The sequence below is a fragment of the Streptomyces sp. NPDC059743 genome (assembly GCF_042732975.1).
Taxonomy (GTDB): domain Bacteria; phylum Actinomycetota; class Actinomycetes; order Streptomycetales; family Streptomycetaceae; genus Streptomyces.
On record NZ_JBHWGS010000015.1, the window covers coordinates 218,128 to 234,736 of the forward strand.

14 protein-coding genes and 6 pseudogenes are annotated in these 16,609 nt (G+C 69.6%); 13 read left to right on the top strand and 7 right to left on the bottom strand.

The genetic code is table 11. From position 1 onward, the window contains the following. The first annotated feature begins 192 nt into the window (after positions 1–192). On the top strand, positions 193–1,008 hold the full coding sequence (locus tag ACFV6H_RS26535; RefSeq protein WP_385546637.1) for a hypothetical protein: 816 nt from the start codon (positions 193–195) through the stop codon (positions 1,006–1,008). A 52-nt stretch (positions 1,009–1,060) separates the two neighbouring features. Here the strand turns inward: ACFV6H_RS26535 and ACFV6H_RS26540 are convergent, their stop codons facing one another. Continuing rightward, positions 1,061–2,491, bottom strand: a complete 1,431-nt coding sequence (locus ACFV6H_RS26540) for a phosphoribosyltransferase family protein (RefSeq protein ID WP_385546640.1) — start codon at positions 2,489–2,491, stop codon at positions 1,061–1,063. A 254-nt stretch (positions 2,492–2,745) separates the two neighbouring features. On the opposite strand from ACFV6H_RS26540, the gene ACFV6H_RS26545 reads away from it, so the two are divergent. Both ACFV6H_RS26545 and ACFV6H_RS26550 read left to right on the top strand, forming a co-directional pair. Then, complete coding sequence (locus tag ACFV6H_RS26545; RefSeq protein WP_093600042.1) at positions 2,746–3,213, top strand: Crp/Fnr family transcriptional regulator; 468 nt, start codon at positions 2,746–2,748, stop codon at positions 3,211–3,213. Between the two features lie 132 nt (positions 3,214–3,345). Beyond that, positions 3,346–4,215: an LLM class F420-dependent oxidoreductase gene (locus tag ACFV6H_RS26550; RefSeq protein ID WP_385546644.1), complete on the top strand. Its 870-nt coding sequence runs from the start codon at positions 3,346–3,348 to the stop codon at positions 4,213–4,215. Between the two features lie 99 nt (positions 4,216–4,314). On the opposite strand, the pseudogene ACFV6H_RS26555 reads toward ACFV6H_RS26550, so the two are convergent. From ACFV6H_RS26555 to ACFV6H_RS26575, 5 genes and pseudogenes are all read right to left on the bottom strand, one after another. Then, a pseudogene (locus ACFV6H_RS26555) lies at positions 4,315–5,749 on the bottom strand (AMP-binding protein). Beyond that, a complete protein-coding gene (locus ACFV6H_RS26560; protein WP_385546647.1) occupies positions 5,685–6,422 on the bottom strand; it encodes an SDR family NAD(P)-dependent oxidoreductase in 738 nt (245 codons plus the stop codon). The pseudogene ACFV6H_RS26555 and the gene ACFV6H_RS26560 overlap by 65 nt, the downstream one beginning before the upstream one ends. Before the next feature lie 169 nt (positions 6,423–6,591). After that, complete coding sequence (locus tag ACFV6H_RS26565; RefSeq protein WP_385546652.1) at positions 6,592–6,729, bottom strand: hypothetical protein; 138 nt, start codon at positions 6,727–6,729, stop codon at positions 6,592–6,594. After that, a pseudogene (locus ACFV6H_RS26570) lies at positions 6,726–7,767 on the bottom strand (fumarylacetoacetate hydrolase family protein). Before ACFV6H_RS26570 ends, ACFV6H_RS26565 begins: the two are co-directional and overlap by 4 nt. Before the next feature lie 61 nt (positions 7,768–7,828). After that, positions 7,829–8,218: pseudogene (locus ACFV6H_RS26575) on the bottom strand (homogentisate 1,2-dioxygenase domain-containing protein); the annotation flags it as partial. Positions 8,219–8,220: 2 nt separating this feature from the next. On the opposite strand from ACFV6H_RS26575, the pseudogene ACFV6H_RS26580 reads away from it, so the two are divergent. Then, positions 8,221–8,646 (top strand): annotated as a pseudogene (locus ACFV6H_RS26580) (helix-turn-helix transcriptional regulator); the annotation flags it as partial. Positions 8,647–8,657: 11 nt separating this feature from the next. On the opposite strand, the gene ACFV6H_RS26585 reads toward ACFV6H_RS26580, so the two are convergent. Beyond that, entirely contained in the window at positions 8,658–9,107 is a 450-nt protein-coding gene (locus ACFV6H_RS26585; protein ID WP_385546655.1) for a MarR family winged helix-turn-helix transcriptional regulator, read from the bottom strand. 61 nt (positions 9,108–9,168) lie between these two features. Here ACFV6H_RS26585 and ACFV6H_RS26590 point away from each other — a divergent pair, with 61 nt between their 5' ends. The 9 genes and pseudogenes from ACFV6H_RS26590 (at position 9,169) to ACFV6H_RS26630 (ending at position 16,602) form a co-directional block, all read left to right on the top strand. Beyond that, positions 9,169–10,038, top strand: a complete 870-nt coding sequence (locus ACFV6H_RS26590) for an SDR family NAD(P)-dependent oxidoreductase (protein ID WP_385546658.1) — start codon at positions 9,169–9,171, stop codon at positions 10,036–10,038. A gap of 172 nt (positions 10,039–10,210) precedes the next feature. Further along, on the top strand, positions 10,211–12,439 hold the full coding sequence (locus tag ACFV6H_RS26595) for an MMPL family transporter (protein ID WP_385546661.1): 2,229 nt from the start codon (positions 10,211–10,213) through the stop codon (positions 12,437–12,439). 278 nt (positions 12,440–12,717) lie between these two features. Further along, positions 12,718–14,028, top strand: a complete 1,311-nt coding sequence (locus tag ACFV6H_RS26600; protein WP_385546664.1) for a sensor histidine kinase — start codon at positions 12,718–12,720, stop codon at positions 14,026–14,028. Then, positions 14,025–14,702, top strand: coding sequence for a response regulator (locus tag ACFV6H_RS26605; RefSeq protein WP_384981349.1), 678 nt, complete (start codon positions 14,025–14,027; stop codon positions 14,700–14,702). Before ACFV6H_RS26600 ends, ACFV6H_RS26605 begins: the two co-directional genes overlap by 4 nt. 496 nt (positions 14,703–15,198) lie before the next feature. Continuing rightward, complete coding sequence (locus ACFV6H_RS26610; RefSeq protein ID WP_384981345.1) at positions 15,199–15,396, top strand: ferredoxin; 198 nt, start codon at positions 15,199–15,201, stop codon at positions 15,394–15,396. After that, on the top strand, positions 15,393–15,803 hold the full coding sequence (locus ACFV6H_RS26615; protein ID WP_385546669.1) for an FAD-dependent oxidoreductase: 411 nt from the start codon (positions 15,393–15,395) through the stop codon (positions 15,801–15,803). The genes ACFV6H_RS26610 and ACFV6H_RS26615 overlap by 4 nt, the downstream gene beginning before the upstream one ends. Continuing rightward, a pseudogene (locus tag ACFV6H_RS26620) lies at positions 15,790–15,885 on the top strand (hypothetical protein); the annotation flags it as partial. The gene ACFV6H_RS26615 and the pseudogene ACFV6H_RS26620, both read left to right, overlap by 14 nt. A gap of 88 nt (positions 15,886–15,973) precedes the next feature. Further along, positions 15,974–16,117, top strand: a pseudogene (locus tag ACFV6H_RS26625) (NAD(P)/FAD-dependent oxidoreductase); the annotation flags it as partial. Positions 16,118–16,227: 110 nt separating this feature from the next. Further along, complete coding sequence (locus tag ACFV6H_RS26630) at positions 16,228–16,602, top strand: cytochrome P450 (RefSeq protein ID WP_385546730.1); 375 nt, start codon at positions 16,228–16,230, stop codon at positions 16,600–16,602. The last annotated feature ends 7 nt before the right edge of the window (positions 16,603–16,609 follow it).

Here is a 16,609-nt window from a genome sequence, read left to right on the forward strand (position 1 = left end):
TGAGAGTCGATTCCGTAATGCGGAAGTTTAGTTCTGCTATATGGAATCAATCTAAGGTGGACTCCGTACCGCGTCAAGGGATGGCCGAGATGACCGAAGAGCCTCGCCTGGGCCTCGCTCTTGGTGGACGATGGGACACCGAGCGCGACGGGTCGCGGCCGGAGGGACCGGTGGGAGGCGGAGAGGCGCGTGGTGGCAGAGAGCGTGTGGGTGAGCTGTCCGTCCTGCGGCGGCCGGCATGCCTTCGAGGTGTCGGTCTATCCCTGCGCGTGCGGAGCTCCGGTGGCGCCCGCGCCGGTCGGCGGCGTACCGGTGCAGCCGGTCACGTACCGCAGCTGGGCGGAGGAGTGGGTGGCCGTCCGCTGTACGGCGTGCGGACGCGAGGACCAGTGGCCACGGCCGGAACTGGGCTGTCCGTGCGGGACGGTGCTGCGGATTCCGGTACGGGAGGACGGCGGTACGGGTACGGGTACGGCTCTGGCGAGGTCGTCGGCGGAGCCGTCGGTCCCTGAAGCCGGGCCGTCGGCCGGGCCGTCTTCCGCAGGACCGCATCCCGCGGGACCGCATCCTGCGGGACCGCCCGTGCGTATCCCGCTGCCGCGGACCGCGGCGTCACCGCGCCCGTCGTTCCGCCCGCTGACGATCCGTACCGCGCATGACGCGGTCACGGCTGCGGCGCTCTATCTGCGCTGGCTGGGCTTCGAGGGCGTCGTCCGGGCCGGAGAGGGAACGGAGGGCGCGCCGTATCTGATCGATCTGTGCGGCCCGGACGTGGTCGCCCAGGTGGAGCCGACCACCCGGCCCGCCAATGTGCGCTCCGTCGAGTGCCTCTGGCTCAACGGACTGGGCGCCTCGGCGCTGGGCGTCTTCTTCTCGCTCGCCGGGTACGCGGACGACGCGCTCGCCCGCGCCGACGATCTGGGCATTCCGCTCTTCGTCATGGACCTCACCGGCACTCCCAGGCCGGTCAACGGCGCGGCGGACGAACTGGTCTCGACCGGCGCGTAGTGCTTCCGGCGCGTGATGCTGATCGGCCGACATCTGGTCCTCCGCCTCGGCTTCAGCCCGTCCGGCCGGGCCCGGACATCGCCGCCGCTCCGTGCGGTGTCATGTGCTGCGTGAACCACTCCGTGGCCAGATGGGCCACCGCTTCCAGGGCTCCGGGCTCCTCGAAGAGATGGGTGGCTCCCGGCACGACGGCGACCTGGTGTTCGCAGCGCAGCCGTCCTGCCGCCTGCCGGTTGAGGCGCAGTACCTCGGTGTCCGCGCCGCCGACGATGAGCAGTGTGGGTGCCCGTACCTCCGCGAGCCGGCCCGCCGCCAGATCGGGACGGCCGCCACGGGAGACCACCGCCGCGATGTCCGTATGCGGCTCGGCCGCCGACATCAGAGCCGCGGCGGCACCGGTGCTGGCACCGAAGCAGCCGATCGGCAGGGCGCGTTCGCGGCGCAGCCACAGGACGGCCAGGGTGAGCCGCTCGGCCAGCAGGCCGATGTCGAAGACATTGGTACGGTCCAGTTCCTCGTCCGGTGTGAGCAGATCGAACAGCAGAGTGCCGAAGCCCGCCCGGTTCAGGGCCGACGCCACGGCCTGGTTACGTGGGCTGTGCCGGCTGCTTCCGCTGCCGTGCGCGAAGGCCACGATGCCCGGCGCGCCGTCCGGCACCACCAGGCTCCCGGGCAGCGCGGTCGGTCCGGTGCCGACCATGACCTCCGGATCCCCGGCGAGCCGCCCGGCCACCTCCGGCCCGGGCTCCGGCCACGTACCGCCGGTCGTACCCGTACCCGTACCCGTACCCGAGCCCGTGCCTGCGCCCGAGCCCGTGCCTCTACCTGTACGCGCGGTGCTCTCCTCGGGCATCGCGCCTCGGCTGAGCAGCGCCGCGACCTCGTCGTCGCCGGTCTGCGCGAAGTCCACGTACCACTGACCGACCGAGCCGAAGTACTCCGGTGAGTACAGACACACCACGGCGTCGGCCTCCTGCCTCAGCCAGGCCAGCGCGTCGGCCGGTGCCAGCGGTACGGCCAGCACCACCCGTGCCGCACCGCGCGCCCGCGCCACGCGGCAGGCGGCGAACGCGGTGGAGCCCGTGGCGATGCCGTCGTCGACGATCACCGCCGTACGGTCCTTGAGCCCGACCGGCGGCCGGTCGCCACGGTAGCGCCGCAGCCGCAGCTCCAGCGCCTCGCGCGCGTCCTGCTCGATCTCCGCGCGCTCGCGCGGGCCGACCCGGGCGACGCGGAGCACATCGTCGTTCATGATCCGTACGCCGTCCTCACCGATGGCGCCGAATCCCAGCTCGGGCTGGTACGGCACGCCCAGCTTGCGTACGGCGATCACATCCAGCGGCGCGCCCAGCGCACGGGCCACCTCGTACGCCACCGGAATCCCGCCGCGCGGCAGGCCCAGCACCACGGGATCGCCGAGATCCATCCGTTCCAGTTCTTCGGCCAGCCGTTTCCCGGCGGCCGTTCGGTCGACGAAGCGCATGATCCGCCTCCTCTCCCGGGGCCCTGCGGCCCGCATCGGGAACACTCTCCATCCAACCCGAAAACGCCCGGACCGGCAGGACCGGCAGAGTCGTCCCGGGCCGGGCGCGGATCCCCCGTAGCGCCACCCGTAGCGCCACAAGAGCTCCGGGTGGAGTCTGGAGAGGAGGAACCCGCAGGCCGCCGGGGGCCTGGTGGGCCTGGCCCGGGCCGAGAGGCCCTAGCCGCCGCGACATCGCCAAGGAGGCGGCAGCCATGACCACCACGACCGACACCACGTTGCACGGCCTCTCCCCGATCCACCGGGAGCGGCTGATGCACGGCGCGCGCCAGGTGAACTTCCCCGAAGGCACGCGCATCTTCGACGAGGGCCAGCCCGCCGACCGCTTCTGGATCGTGCGCAGCGGCTGCGTGATCCTCGATGTGCGGGTACCGGGCCGCCGCCCGGCGGAGATAGCGTCCCTGGGCTCCGGCAGTCTCGTCGGCTGGTCCTGGCTCTTTCCGCCGTTCGTCTGGCAGTTCGGCGCGGAGGCCATGACGCTGGTGCGGACGTACGAGTTCGACGCGGACGACGTACGGCGGATGTGCCACGGCGATCCGGTGTTCGGCCAGGCCGTGGCGCTCTGGATCGGCGGCGTGCTCGCCCACCGGCTGCACGAGGCGAGGACCCGGCTGCTCGATCTGTTCGCACCGTACGGCAGCAGCGAAGGACCGATGCCATGACACCGCGCCTCCGGGATCAGGCGCGGACCGGCACCTAGCCTGATCCAGGACCTGATCCAGGAATAGTCATGTACCGGGCCCGGGTTGGCACGGTGATCGCTGTATTTCACAGGCACGTGGGAGAGAAGAACGATGGTTACTCTGCAGGAGTCCGTGGGCCGGTACGGGATCTGGAGCTCGGGACTCCGCTCCGACGGCCCGGCGGGCGGTGAAGCCCTGGAGGCCGCCGCCGAACTGGAGGAGCTCGGCTTCGGCGCCGTCTGGCTGGGCATGAGCGGTGTCGAGCACGCGGAACCGCTCATCGAGGCCACGTCGCGGCTCACCGTCGCCACCGGCATCCTCAGCATCTGGCAGTACGAGGCCGCCGACACCGCCGCCCGCTTCCTGCGGCTGGACTCCGAGCATCCGGGACGCTTCGTACTCGGTCTCGGTGCCAGCCACGCCAAGATCGCCTCGCAGTACCGGCGTCCCTATTCCTCGATGGCCGAGTATCTCGACGGACTGGACGAGGGCAAGGTCCCGGCCGGCCGGATCGTGCTCGCCGCGCTCGGCCCGAAGATGCTCGAACTCTCCCGTGACCGCGCGGGCGGTGCCCATCCGTATCTGGTCACTCCCGAGCACACCGCGCAGGCCCGTGACATTCTCGGCGCCGGACCGCTCCTGGCTCCCGAGCTGAAGGTCGTCCTGGACACCGATCCGGAGACCGCCCGTACCACGGCCCGCGACTACCTCGCCATGTATCTCACGCTGCCGAACTACACGAACAGCTTCCTGCGGCTGGGCTTCACCGAGGACGACTTCCTGAACGGCGGCAGCGACCGGCTCATCGACGCCGTCTACGCCTGGGGCGACGACGCCCGGATCAAGAGCCGTATCGACGAATTCCACGCGGCCGGCGCGGACCATGTCGCGCTCCAGATCGTGACGCCCGGCAGCACCGCGGGCGCACCGGGCACCCTGCCTCGTGCCGAGTGGCGACGGCTCGCCGAGGTAGTGGCCTGAGTGGCCTGACCTCGCCGAATGTACGGGAAAGTCCCGCCGGGCGCCGGTCACACGACAGCCACCCGGCGGGACTTTCCCGTATCCGCCCTGCGCCACGCCCTACGCCGGGAACCCCGAACCGGAGCCCGAGCCGGAGCCCGAACCCGAACCGGAGCCGGAGCCGGAGAACCGCTCCCGCAGTTCGATCTTTCTGACCTTTCCGCTCACGGTCATGGGAAAGGCGTCCACGATCTCCAGCCGGCGCGGGATCTTGTAGTGCGCGAGCCGCTCACGGCAGTACGCCACGATCCCGTCCGGCGTCGGTGGCCGCGCCGGATCGCGAGGGATCACACAGGCGAGGATCTCCTCACCGTACTTCTCGTCCGGTACGCCGATCACCTGCACATCCATGATCTCGGGATGGCCGTGCAGGAACTCCTCGATCTCGCGCGGCGAGACATTCTCACCGCCTCTGATGATCATGTCCTTGATCCGGCCGACGATCTGCGCGTAGCCGTCCTCCCTGATCGCCGCGAGATCGCCGGTGTGCATCCAGCGGCCCTGGTCGATGACCTCCGCCGTGCGCTCCGTAACAGATCGACACCTCGGCCATGTTCATCTCGGCGACCACCCGCCTCATCACCTCCACCGGGCAGGGCGAGCCCGCCATGATCCCGGTGCGCAGCGAGGATAGGTCGTACGAGGCGAGATCGGGGAGGTTCAGCTCGGCGATGAACATGGTGGGAACGCCGTACAGCGAGGTCACCCGCTCCTGCCCGACCGCGCGCAGTGTCGCCGCCGCGTCGAACGACGGCGCCGGGATGACGATGCACGCGCCGTGGGAGGTGGCACCGAGATTGCCCATCACCATGCCGAAGCAGTGGTAGAAGGGAACGGGCAGACACACCCGGTCCTGCTCCGTGTAACCGATCGTCTCCCCCACGAAATAGCCGTTGTTGAGGATGTTGTGGTGGGAGAGTGTGGCGCCCTTGGGAAAGCCGGTGGTGCCCGAGGTGTACTGGATATTGATCGGGTCGTCGCAGGAGAGCCCGGCCTCACGTTCCGCGAGCTGATCCCCCGTCACCGACCTTGCTGCCGACAGCAGTTCGTCCCAGCTCGGATCACCGATGTAGTGCACGGAGCGCAGTTCGGGACAGCGGTCGCGCACCTGCTCGACCAGGGCGCGGTAGTCACCGGTCCGGTGGGCGAGGGAGGCGATCAGCAGCGATACCCCGGACTGCCGGAGTACGTACTCCACTTCGTGGGCGCGGTAAGCGGGATTGATGTTCACCATGATCGCGCCGATACGGGCGGTGGCGTACTGCACGAACACCCACTCCGGGCAGTTGACGGCCCAGATCCCGACCCGGTCGCCCTTGGCCACCCCGCGTCCCAGCAGCGCCCGCGCCAGTCCGTCGACCGCCGCGCCGAACTCCGCGTAGGTCCAGCGCCGCCCTGACGGTACGTCGACCAGCTCTCCGGGACACGCCTTAGACGCCGGCGAGACCGCCGTCGACCGAGAGAGTGCTGCCGTGGATATTCGCTGCGCCGTCACCGGCGAGGAAGACGACGGCGGCCGCGACTTCCTCGGGTGTGCTCAGACGCTGCGCCGGCGCGCGCTGAACCATCTGTTCCAGCAGTTCCCGGACCTGTGAGGTCTTCTCCGTGAGTGTCGGTCCCGGGGCGACGGTGTTCACCCGTACCCCAGAGGGCCCGTACTCCGCTGCCCACGACTTGGTGAGGGAGTGGACGGCTGCCTTCGTCGCGCTGTACAGGGCGCTGTGGGCTCTGCCGATCAGGCCGTTGATCGAGCCGACGTTGACGATCGCGCCGCCACCACGGGCCGCCATCGCCGGGGCCAGCAGACCGGTGAGCAGGAACGCGGCCTTGACGTTGGTCGCGAGTGCCGCATCCAGCAGTTCTTCGGGGATCTCGGCGGTCGGTCGGCTGGGTATCAGCATTGCGGCGTTGTTGACGAGGATGTCGACCGTACCAGCAGAACGTGCGAGTGCCTGGACGTCGGCCCTGCTGCTGAGATCCGCTGCCACGAATCGCGCGTCGCCGCCCTGGTCGGCGATGGCGGCGGCGACCCGCTCGCCGCGTTCCACGTTGCGGCCGCTGACCACAACCCTTGCTCCCTCGTCGGCGAGGGCGTGCGCGATCGCGACCCCGATACCATCGGTTGAGCCGGTGACCAAGGCGTGTCGGCCGTCCAGACGTGTGCTCATAAAGTTGCTCCTGATGTTGGAATTGGGAACCTGACCGTGGCACGCGAAAATTGGACCAGCAAGTCCAAAAGAATGCTGCGCGTCTCGCCGCGAAGGATGCCCCATGCCCGGCGGCGGATCGTCAACGGCGCCGCAGCCGAAATACGCGCGAGCCGTCGGCAGCGGCCGGTCACACGTCGCGACCGGCCAGGTCCAGGTCCAGGTCCAAGAGGTCCAGGTCACCAACGACGCCGTGGCGTCTGGGTGCGAAGTAGGCGGTCCCGCCGACTGCGGGTTGCGCGTCGCTGAAGCTCGTGTCGGCGGTCATGACCTTGTAGGCCGGCCGACCGTCGCAGGCTGGATCAGGCCGGTGACTTCACCGAATCCGATCTTGGTGCCGTTCGGTCCGGGTGCTGTGGCCGAGATGGTGACCTCGTCGCCGTCCCGCAGAAACGTGCGTTTCTCCCCACGTACCGTGAGGGGGTCACGGCCGCCCCAGGTGAGTTCGATGAACGCCCCCCGCTGGTGCTTCTCGGGACCGGAGATGGTGCCGGAGGCGAACAGGTCCCCGGTCCGGGCCGCGGCGCCGTTGCTCGGGAAGCGGCACCCGCGCGTACTGGAGCGCCGCCATCGGCACCACCCACGGGGAGATCGAGGTGGCGAAGCTCTTGCCCAGGTGCGGGCCCAGCGGTACGTACTCCCATGCCTGCAGATCCCGGGCGGACCAGTCGTTCACCAGCACCGCGCCGAACTCATGCTCGTCGAATTCGTCCACCCCGATACGCCCGCCCAACGTTGATCCGGCACCGACGACGAACCCGAGTTCAGCCTCGATGTCGAGCCGGCGGGTCGGCCCGTAGCTGGGGACGGTCTCGTCAGGTGCCTTGCGCTGCCCGCAGGGACGGACGATTCCGGTGCCGGAGACGACGACCGTGCCGGCGCGGCCGTGGTAACCGACCGGAAGATGCTTCCAGTTCGGCAGCAACAGCGCCGCGTCCGGCCGGAACAGCCGGCCCAGGTTCGAGGCGTGGTGCTCGGAGGCATAGAAGTCCACATAGTCCGCGACCTCGAACGGCAGGTGCAGTCTTACGTCACGCAGCGAATGGCAGGCTTCCTCCGGTACGGGCCGGTCGACTGCGGCACGGATCCGTTCACGTACTTGTACCCATCGTGCGGGCCCCTGCGCCATAAACAGGTTCAGCGACGGCGCCTCGAACACCGGGTCGCCGAGCAGCAGCGCCAGGTCCACCACGGTGTCGCCCAGCCGCACCCCGGCCCGGGGCGCCGCCCCGGCGGCGGAGAACACCCCGTAGGGCAGATTGCCAGGTCCGAAGGCCGAGCCTTCGGGGACTTCGATGACGTTCACCGGCGTCGGCCTTCCGTATCCGTCGTTCCGTTTCCGTCGTGCGCGAGGGCTTCGGCGGCCGTCACGATCCCGGCCCCCGTCCGGACCAGGTCCAGGCGTAGGCCGGGTCCTCACTGGCCAGAGCGGCCTCGCCCAGCTCCAGCGGCCTGAACGTGTCGACCATGACGGCCAGTTCGTCGAAGAACTCGGCACTGAGCGAGCGCTCCACCGCACCGGGCTGCGGCCCGTGGCTGTGCCCGCCCGGGTGCAGGCTGACCGAGCCCGGTCCGATCCCGGATCCCCTGCGGGCCTCGTAGTTCCCTCCGCAGTAGAACATGACCTCGTCGGAGTCCACATTGGAGTGGTAATACGGCACCGGGACCGACAACGGGTGATAGTCCACCTTCCGCGGCACGAAGTTGCACACCACGAAGTTGTCGGCCTCGAACACCTGGTGTGCGGGCGGCGGTTGTGGCAGGCATCGGCTACCTGCTCAAGGACCGGGTCGCGCGCGTGGAGGAATTCCAGGAGGCACTCGCCCGCGTCGCCGCCGGCGGTACGGCCCCGGACCCCGAGGTCGTCTCGCAGCTCTTCAACCGCCACGACCCCCTCGACATGCTCACCCCGCGGGAACGAGAAGTCCTCGAACTCATGACACAAGGCCACGACAACCCCACCATCGCGAAAACCCCGCACATCACCGAACGGTCCGTCAGCAAGCACATCGGCAACATCTTCGCCAAACTCGATCTCCCGCCCAGCGACAGCGGACACCGGCGCGTGCTGGTCCTGTCAGATGCGCCGGTCAAGAGCGACGTCTCCGAAGCCTGCAAGGAACAGCGGCATGTATGCGGCGAGCGTCGGCGACCGAGCAGGCTCCCTCCGAGCTTGGGGAAGTGAGCCGGACCTCGTCAGTGCGTGAGGGCTGTGTCGAGGCGGGCGAGCAGTGTCCCCAGGCTTGCCGTCTGCCGCTCGTCGAGCGATCCGAAAAGTTGACGAAGGACGTGTGTTCCCGCTTGTTCTGCCGTCGCCAGCGTTGTGCGGCCCTTGTCCGTCAGGGACACGGTCTTGCGGCGGCGGTCTTCGGTGTCGCCGGTCCGGGTGACCAGACCGGCGCGTTCGAGTCCTTCCACGATCTGTGTGACCGATCGCGGCGCCTGACCGAGGGCATCCGCGAGCTGGGCCTGGTGCAGCGCGCCGCGAGCGGCCAGTGCTTGGAGGACCTTGGCGCGGGACAGCGACAGTCCCGCCGCCGACTGCATCTGCCGGTCCACTTCTTCGCGGACGCCGTAGGCGGTCGTGAGGAAGGCCAGTCCTACCTGCTCAGGGCCGTGGGTGGTGATCGCTGCGTCCTCGCTCATGGTGTCGGGTATCCTCCCACAAGGAAGTCGTGAGGTACCTCATGAATGAATGGAGTGAGTGATGGACCGTCCCGTCGCAGTGATCACCGGAGCCACCTCCGGCCTGGGCCGTATCGCCGCCCTCGACCTGGCGGGCCGCGGCTACCGCGTCGGTGTGGTGGCCCGCTCCCGCGCCAAGGCCGACGCCCTCGTGAGCGAACTCAAGACGGTGGCCGACGACGTGCCGGTCGACGTCTTCCACGCGGACCTGGGCCTGGTCTCGCAGGCCCACCGGATCGGGCAGGAGATCGCCGCGCACTACCCGCGGGTGGACGTCCTGATCAACAACGCCGGGCTGCACGCCTTCTCCCAGCGCACCACCGCCGAAGGCTTCGCGGAGATGACCGCGGTCAACTACCTGGGCCCGTTCGTACTGACCCAGGCCCTGACCGACAGGCTCCTCGCCTCGGCGCCGGCACGCATCGTCAACGTCGCTTCCGAGGCGTCCCGGCAGGCCAGGACGATCGCACCGGCCGAGGACCTGCGGCGCGTCGATCCCTACACCCGCCGGGAGTCGATGGCCCTGTACGGGCGGACCAAGCTGATGACGATCATGTGGACGCAGGAACTGGCCCGGCGGCTGGACGCCACGAAGGTCACCGTCAACTGCTGCGACCCCGGCTTCAACGCCACCGGTCTCGGCCGTGATCTGCCCGGCTCCGAGGTCCTGCGGCGGGTACTGAACACGCTGCGCGTCGGTGACCCGCGCAAGGGCGCCGGCATCATCGTCCGGCTGGCCGCCGATCCCGCGTTCGCGCGCACCAGCGGCGGCTACTTCTCGGTGCGCGACGCCCGGCCGCTGGAGTGCCCCGAGCCCGGCCGGGACGCCGGCGTGCAGAAGGAGCTGTGGGAGGAGACCGTGGCGCTGCTCGCCGCCCGCGCGACGGGCTGAGACCGGCGGATCCGTCTCAGGGATGACGCTGACCCAGTACCGGGGTACCGCCCCGGCCTCAGATTCCGTCTTGAGTACCTCAATCCCGTCACACCCGCCTCCTACCTTTCATTCCGGTGCCTGTCAGGCCCGCTTTCGCACATCCCCTTATCTCCTGGTGGGAGTACTTTTCATGGCCACCTTTCTCTACCGGCTCGGCCGGCTCGCCTTCCGGCGGCGCAGGCTGATGCTGCTGGCATGGACCGCGGTGCTTGTCGCCGCGGGCATCGGGGTCAGCAGCGTGTCCGGCGGTACGACGGACGACTTCACCCTTCCTGGCACCCAGTCGCAGCGGGCCATCGACCTGCTGGAGAGGGAGTTCCCCCAGGCGGCTGCCTCCGGTGCCACGGCCCGTGTGGTGATCGAAGCCGCGGACGGGCAGAAGCTGACGTCCGCCGCGCACAAGCCGCAGGTGGAGTCTCTGGTCGAGGAGCTGCGGACGGCCCCTCAGGTGGCGAACGTCGCGGATCCCTTCACCAGCGGACTGGTCAGCGCCTCGGGCAGCATCGCCTACGCCCAGGTCACCTACGCCGTCCCGCAGGCCGAGATCACCACTGCCGCGTCCGACGCCCTGCACGAGGTCGTCAAGCGGGGTGCGGACGCGGGTCTCGCGGTCAGCCTCGGCGGCAACGCGGTCCTGGACGAGGAGGAGAGCAATGCCGCGGAACTGATCGGCCTGCTGGTCGCCGCCTTCGTGCTGGTGATCACCTTCGGCTCCCTGGTCGCGGCCGGGCTGCCGCTACTGTCCGCCGTCGTCGGCGTCGGCGTCGCGCTGTGCGCCGTCACCGTCGCCTCGTCGTTCGTCGACATGGCCTCCAACGCCCAGACCCTGTCCCTGATGCTGGGCCTGGCGGTGGCGATCGACTACGCCCTGTTCATCGTCTCCCGCTACCGCAGCGAGCTGAGAGAGGGCCACCGGCCGGAGGAGGCCGCAGGGCGGGCGCTGGGAACGGCGGGTTCGGCGGTGGTGTTCGCCGGTCTGACGGTGATCATCGCACTGGCGGGTCTGTCCGTCATCGGCATCGCGATGCTCACCACCATGGGCCTGGCCGCGGCCTTCGCCATCACGGTCGCGGTCCTGGTGGCGCTGACGCTGCTGCCGGCTCTGCTGGGCTTCACCGGCACCCGCGTGGCGCGTGGACGTCTCACCACACGGCGAATGCGCGCCGCACAGCACGGCCGGAGCACCACGATGGGCGTGCGCTGGGGCCGCTTCGTGACGCGCCACCCCTGGAAGATGCTCCTGTCCTCGGTCATCGTCCTGGGTGTGCTGGCCGTACCGGCGCTGTCGCTGCGGCTGACTCTGCCGGACGACAGCATGGCCGCTCCGGGCAGCACACAGCGCGTGGCCTATGACACGCTCAGCAAGGGCTTCGGCCCGGGCTTCAATGGCCCGCTGACCGTCGTCGTCGACGCGCGGGCCGGCGATGACCCGAAGAGCGCGGCCGAGGACACAGCCACCATGCTGTCCCGGATCGACGACATCGCCATCATCCGGCCGGCGGTGTTCAACAAGGCCGGTGATGTCGCCCTGATCACTGCCGTTCCCGGCAGCTCACCCACCAGCCGGGCCACGGTGGATCTGGTCGCCGACATCCGTGACCGCAGCGCCGCCGTCGAGAAGGACAGCGGCGCACAGCTGATGGTGACCGGCACGACCGCCGTCAACATCGACGTCTCCGCCAAGCTCGGCGCCGCCATGGTGCCTTACCTGGCCATCGTCGTCGGCCTCGCCCTGATCCTGTTGCTGCTGGTCTTCAGGTCGGTGCTGCTCCCGCTGAAAGCCGCCCTCGGCTTCCTGCTCAGCGTGGTCGCGACCCTCGGCGTCCTGGTCGCCGTATTCCAGTGGGGCTGGCTGAAGGATCTCTTCGGTGTCGACGAGACCGCCCCCATCGTCAGCCTCCTGCCGATCCTGTTGATCGGTGTCGTCTTCGGCCTCGCCATGGACTACGAGGTCTTCCTCGTCTCCGGGATGCGCGAGGCGTACGTCCACGGCGCCACCCCCACCGAAGCGATCGTCACCGGCTTCCGGCACGGAGCCCGCGTGGTCACCGCTGCAGCCGTCATCATGATCTCGGTCTTCGCCGGATTCCTCCTCGATGACGTCGCTCTGGTCAAATCGATCGGCATGGGCCTGGCCACCGCTGTCCTCTTCGACGCTTTCGTCGTGCGCATGACGATCGTGCCGGCCGTGATGACCCTGCTCGGTGCCCGGGCGTGGGCTCTCCCGGCCTGGCTCGACCGCGCCCTGCCCAACGTGGATGTCGAGGGCGAGAAGCTCCGCCGGATCCTGGACGCCCGGGACCGGGACGCCTCCGTCCCCGCCCCCGCAGACCGGGAACCGGCCGTATCCGCCCCATGAGCCAAGGGCGGTGACCGGAAGGGTTCACCGGCTCGCGGCGTCGGGCACGGCACCTCGCCGCGTTGCCGGCTCGGCCGCGTTGCGGCTCGCGCGAGTACGTCCCGTACGAGCGCGATCCTCCGCCTCGCGATGCACCGCACCGGGCGCCGCGAGCCCCCGGCAAACCTTTCCGGCCACAGCACCAGAGCCCCAGGTTCCCTTCCTCGGCCCTGCCCGCCGGCCCTGTCCCCCGAGGGCCGGCGGGTGGCCTGCCCCCGGACCGCGAAGGCCACTTGCTCATGACCGAGCCGATCACCCCGGCGCCCGCGCACCGGACCGCCGCCCATGTCTCCCTGCTGCCACACTCGCTGACCAGCGACCCGGACCAGCGCGTCACCGTGTCGATCATCAGCGGGCTGGCCACGTGGCGCATGCTCGACCGGGATCACCCACAGCTGAGGCGATGGGCCATACCGGCGTTCTGCGTCGTCCTGGGCCTGCCTTCCCTGCTGAACCCGGCCAACCGCGCGCACATGCCCAGCGAGATCGTCCTGACCCTCGCCTACTCCGTGCCCCTGCTGTGGCGCGAACGCCGGCCCGGCCTGGTGTTCGCCCTGACGACCATCGCCTCGGTGGTGGCCCTGCCGCTGAACGTCCTCAACGGTGCCGACGCCGCCCGGATCGTCGCGCTCTACAACGTCGGCCGCTATGGCGCCCGGCGCCAGCTTGCCCTCGCCTGCACGATCACGGCCGCGCAACTCGTCGCGTGGACTTCGACGTTCTGGGGCAGCGGTCATCTGCAGCACGCCAAACGGCCGGAAATAATCACGCTGCTCGCCATGCTGGCGGTCACCGCCTGCGCGGGCATCGCGCTGACCGGGCGCCTCGCGAAGGCATACATCGTGGCCCTGGAGACGGAACGGGACCAGCAGACACGTCTGGCGGCCGCGCAGGAACGCACCCGGGTCTCCCGCGAGATGCACGACATCCTGGGCCACACCCTCGCCGTGATCGTCGGCCTTGCCGACGGGGCCGCGGCTCTGGCCAGGACCCGTTCCGAACGCTCCGCCGACACCCTCCACATCATCGCCGACAGCGGTCGCGAAGCGCTGGCCGAACTGCGCCGCCTGCTCGTCGTCATCGACGACCACGCCCCGGAGACCGATGACGCCCCGCTGGCCCCGCAGCCGACCCTGGAGGACCTCACCGCGCTGATGCACCGTGTACGGGCCGCCGGCCCCACCGCCACCTTGCACACGGACGGAGACCTCGCCGCGCTCAGCAAGGGAGTGCAGCTCACCGCCTACCGCATCGTCCAGGAAGCCCTCACCAACACCCTCAAGCACGCGGCGCCCGACACACGCGTCCGCGTGGACGTGAACACCGACGGCAGCACCGTGAACGTCACCGTCGAGGACTCCGGTCCGCCACGCCGCGCCGACACAGAACACCACGGCGGACAGGGCCTGGTCGGCATGCGACAACGCGCCGCCCTCTACCAGGGACACGTCAGCGCCGGCCCCACGCACTCGGGCGGCTGGCGCGTACACACCGCCCTGAGCACCGCACGCAGTGCCCCCACCGTCGCCATGGAGAACCACCGCATATGACCACCGTCCTCATCGTCGACGACCAGACCCTGCAGCGCCTGGGCTTTCGCATGCTGCTCGAAGCCCAGTCCGACATGTCCGTCGTGGGCGAAGCCGCCCATGGGCAGGACGCCGTCCGTATGACCGCCGAACTCCGCCCCGACGTCGTCCTGATGGACGTCCGCATGCCCGGCCTCAACGGCATCGAGGCCACCCGGCGCATCGTCGCGTCCGGTGGCCGCTCGCGAGTCCTGGTCCTGACCACCTTCGACCTCGACGAATACGCCTACGAGGCCCTGCGCGCAGGCGCGGCGGGCTTCTTCCTCAAAGACGCACAGCCCGACGAACTCGTCGTCGGGATACGGACGGTGGCCGCCGGCGACTGCGTCACCTCACCGACTCTGACACGCAGGCTGATCGACGCCTTCACCGCTTCACGGCCCCACCACCGCCCCGAGACCCACCCTCGCAGCGGTGACCGGCAACGCCCTCTGGCATTGCTCACCGACCGGGAACGAGAAGTCCTCACCGCCGTCGCCACCGGGTGGTCCAACGCCGAGATCGCCGCTGAACTCCACCTGGCCGAGTCCACGGTCAAGTCCCACGTCAGCCGCATCCTCACCAAGATCAACGTCCGTGACCGGGTCCAGGCGGTCATCTTCGCGTACGACGTCGGCCTGGCCCGCCCCAACTGATCGAGCGCACAGCCCGCATCCCGCGGCGCCATGTCGAGTCGCTCAACCAGGGATGTCTGGTTGAGCCGAAAGATAATGAGGTACCTCATCATATGCTAACCTCGGCCTCAATGAGGCACCTCGCGAATGGGTAAGGCAGTGGTCCTCTTACAGACCCATCGTCAGCAGGTGCGGTCCCACCATGCCCCGCAGCGCAACTGCGGTCCGCGCGGCGTCGGTCGGTGCCGCACACAGATGCCCTTGCCCAACCCGCACCCGTCAGGCGCCTCGCGCTTACCGCGTCCCAGCCCTTTCGGCCATGGCCGGCTCCTTCTCCGGCGTGTCGCGGCTGCTGGCGCCGGAGACCCGGCGGACGGAGCGCGCGGGTTCGGCAGGCGCCCAGGTCTCAGCCCGGCGTCATACCCAGCCGAGAGCTTGCCGTCCGCACAGGGCCGAGCCACCCGGCAGCCGCCGAGCGGGTCCCGTACCTCCAATTGGAAGACAGGAGCCCCTGTACATGAAAATCCACATCGATGAGCACAAATGTGTGGCCGGCGGACAGCGCGTCCTTGTTGCCCCGGACGTGTTCGATCAGCGTGACGAGGACGGCATCGCCGTTCTGATTGATGCCTCGCCGACGTCCGACAAGACCGAGGAACTGCAGGAAGCGGTCATCGTCTGCCCGGCCGCTGCCATCCGTCTGGACAAAGAATGACGCGTGTGGTGGTCGGTGCCGCGGTCGGAGGGCCGGCCACAGCCGTCAGCCTGCGCCGGCAGGACTTCGACGGCCGGATCACCATGATCGGCGCAGAGCCCCATCTCCCGTATGACCGGCCACCGCTGTCGAAACAGATCCTGACCGGGCAGTGGGGGCCCGAACACCTCCTGCTGCGCACGGAGTCGGACATCGACGCCCTGAACCTGGACCTCAGGCTCGGCATCGCCGCGACAGCCGTCGACCAAGCGACCCGCACCGTCACTCCGGCCGACGGCAGCACCGTGCCCTACGACGCTCTGGTCATCGCCACCGGCGTACGACCGCGACCGTTTCCGGGGGGGGGAACCAGGCAGGCCCGGCGTGCATGTACTGCGTACCCAGGAGGACGCCGTGGCACTGCGTGACCGCCTCAGCAGCGGCCGCCGCTTGGTGGTCATCGGCGGCGGGTTCGTGGGCACTGAAGTGGCCGCCGCCGCACGGCAGCGGGGCGTCGACGTCACCATCGTGGAGTCCGAAGCCCAACCGCTCGCTGGCGCGGATCATCGGCCGCGAGGCGGGACGATTCATCACCGGCATCCACCGCGAGCGGGGCGTGCCGATCCTCACCGGAGTGAAGGCGGCTGCCCTCGACACCGCAGGCGATATCGTGTCCGACGCGCGGCTGGAGGACGGCCGCCTGCTGCCGGCCGACGATGTCCTCGTCGCGACCGGCTCGCTGCCCAACACGGACTGGCCGCGCGGCAGCGGACTCGACATCGGCGACGGCCTCGTCTGCGACGCCTGCGCGACACCGCGGACCCGGCCGTCGTCGCCCGCGCCGTTGAGGAATTGCTGCGCCATCTGTCGGTCGTCGAGAACGTCGTCGTGCGCGTCGCCGCCGAGGACCTCACGATCACCGGAGAGCACATCCGGGCTGGCGACGGCATCATCGTCAGCCTCCCTGCCGGCAACCGCGACACTGCGCTCCTGCCTGACCGCCCCGACGTCCTCGACCTCACCCACAACGCCCGCGCTCACCTGGCCTTCGGTTTCGGTGTGCACCAGTGCCTGGGACAGAACCTCGCACGAATGGAACTGCAAGTGGCGATCCCCGCGCTGCTGCGCCGCCTGCCCACCCTGGACCTCGCCGTCCCGTTCGAGGAAGTGCACTTCCGCCAGCAGATGTCTGTTTACGGCGTCACCCGGCTCCTCGTCACCTGGTAACCCGGGA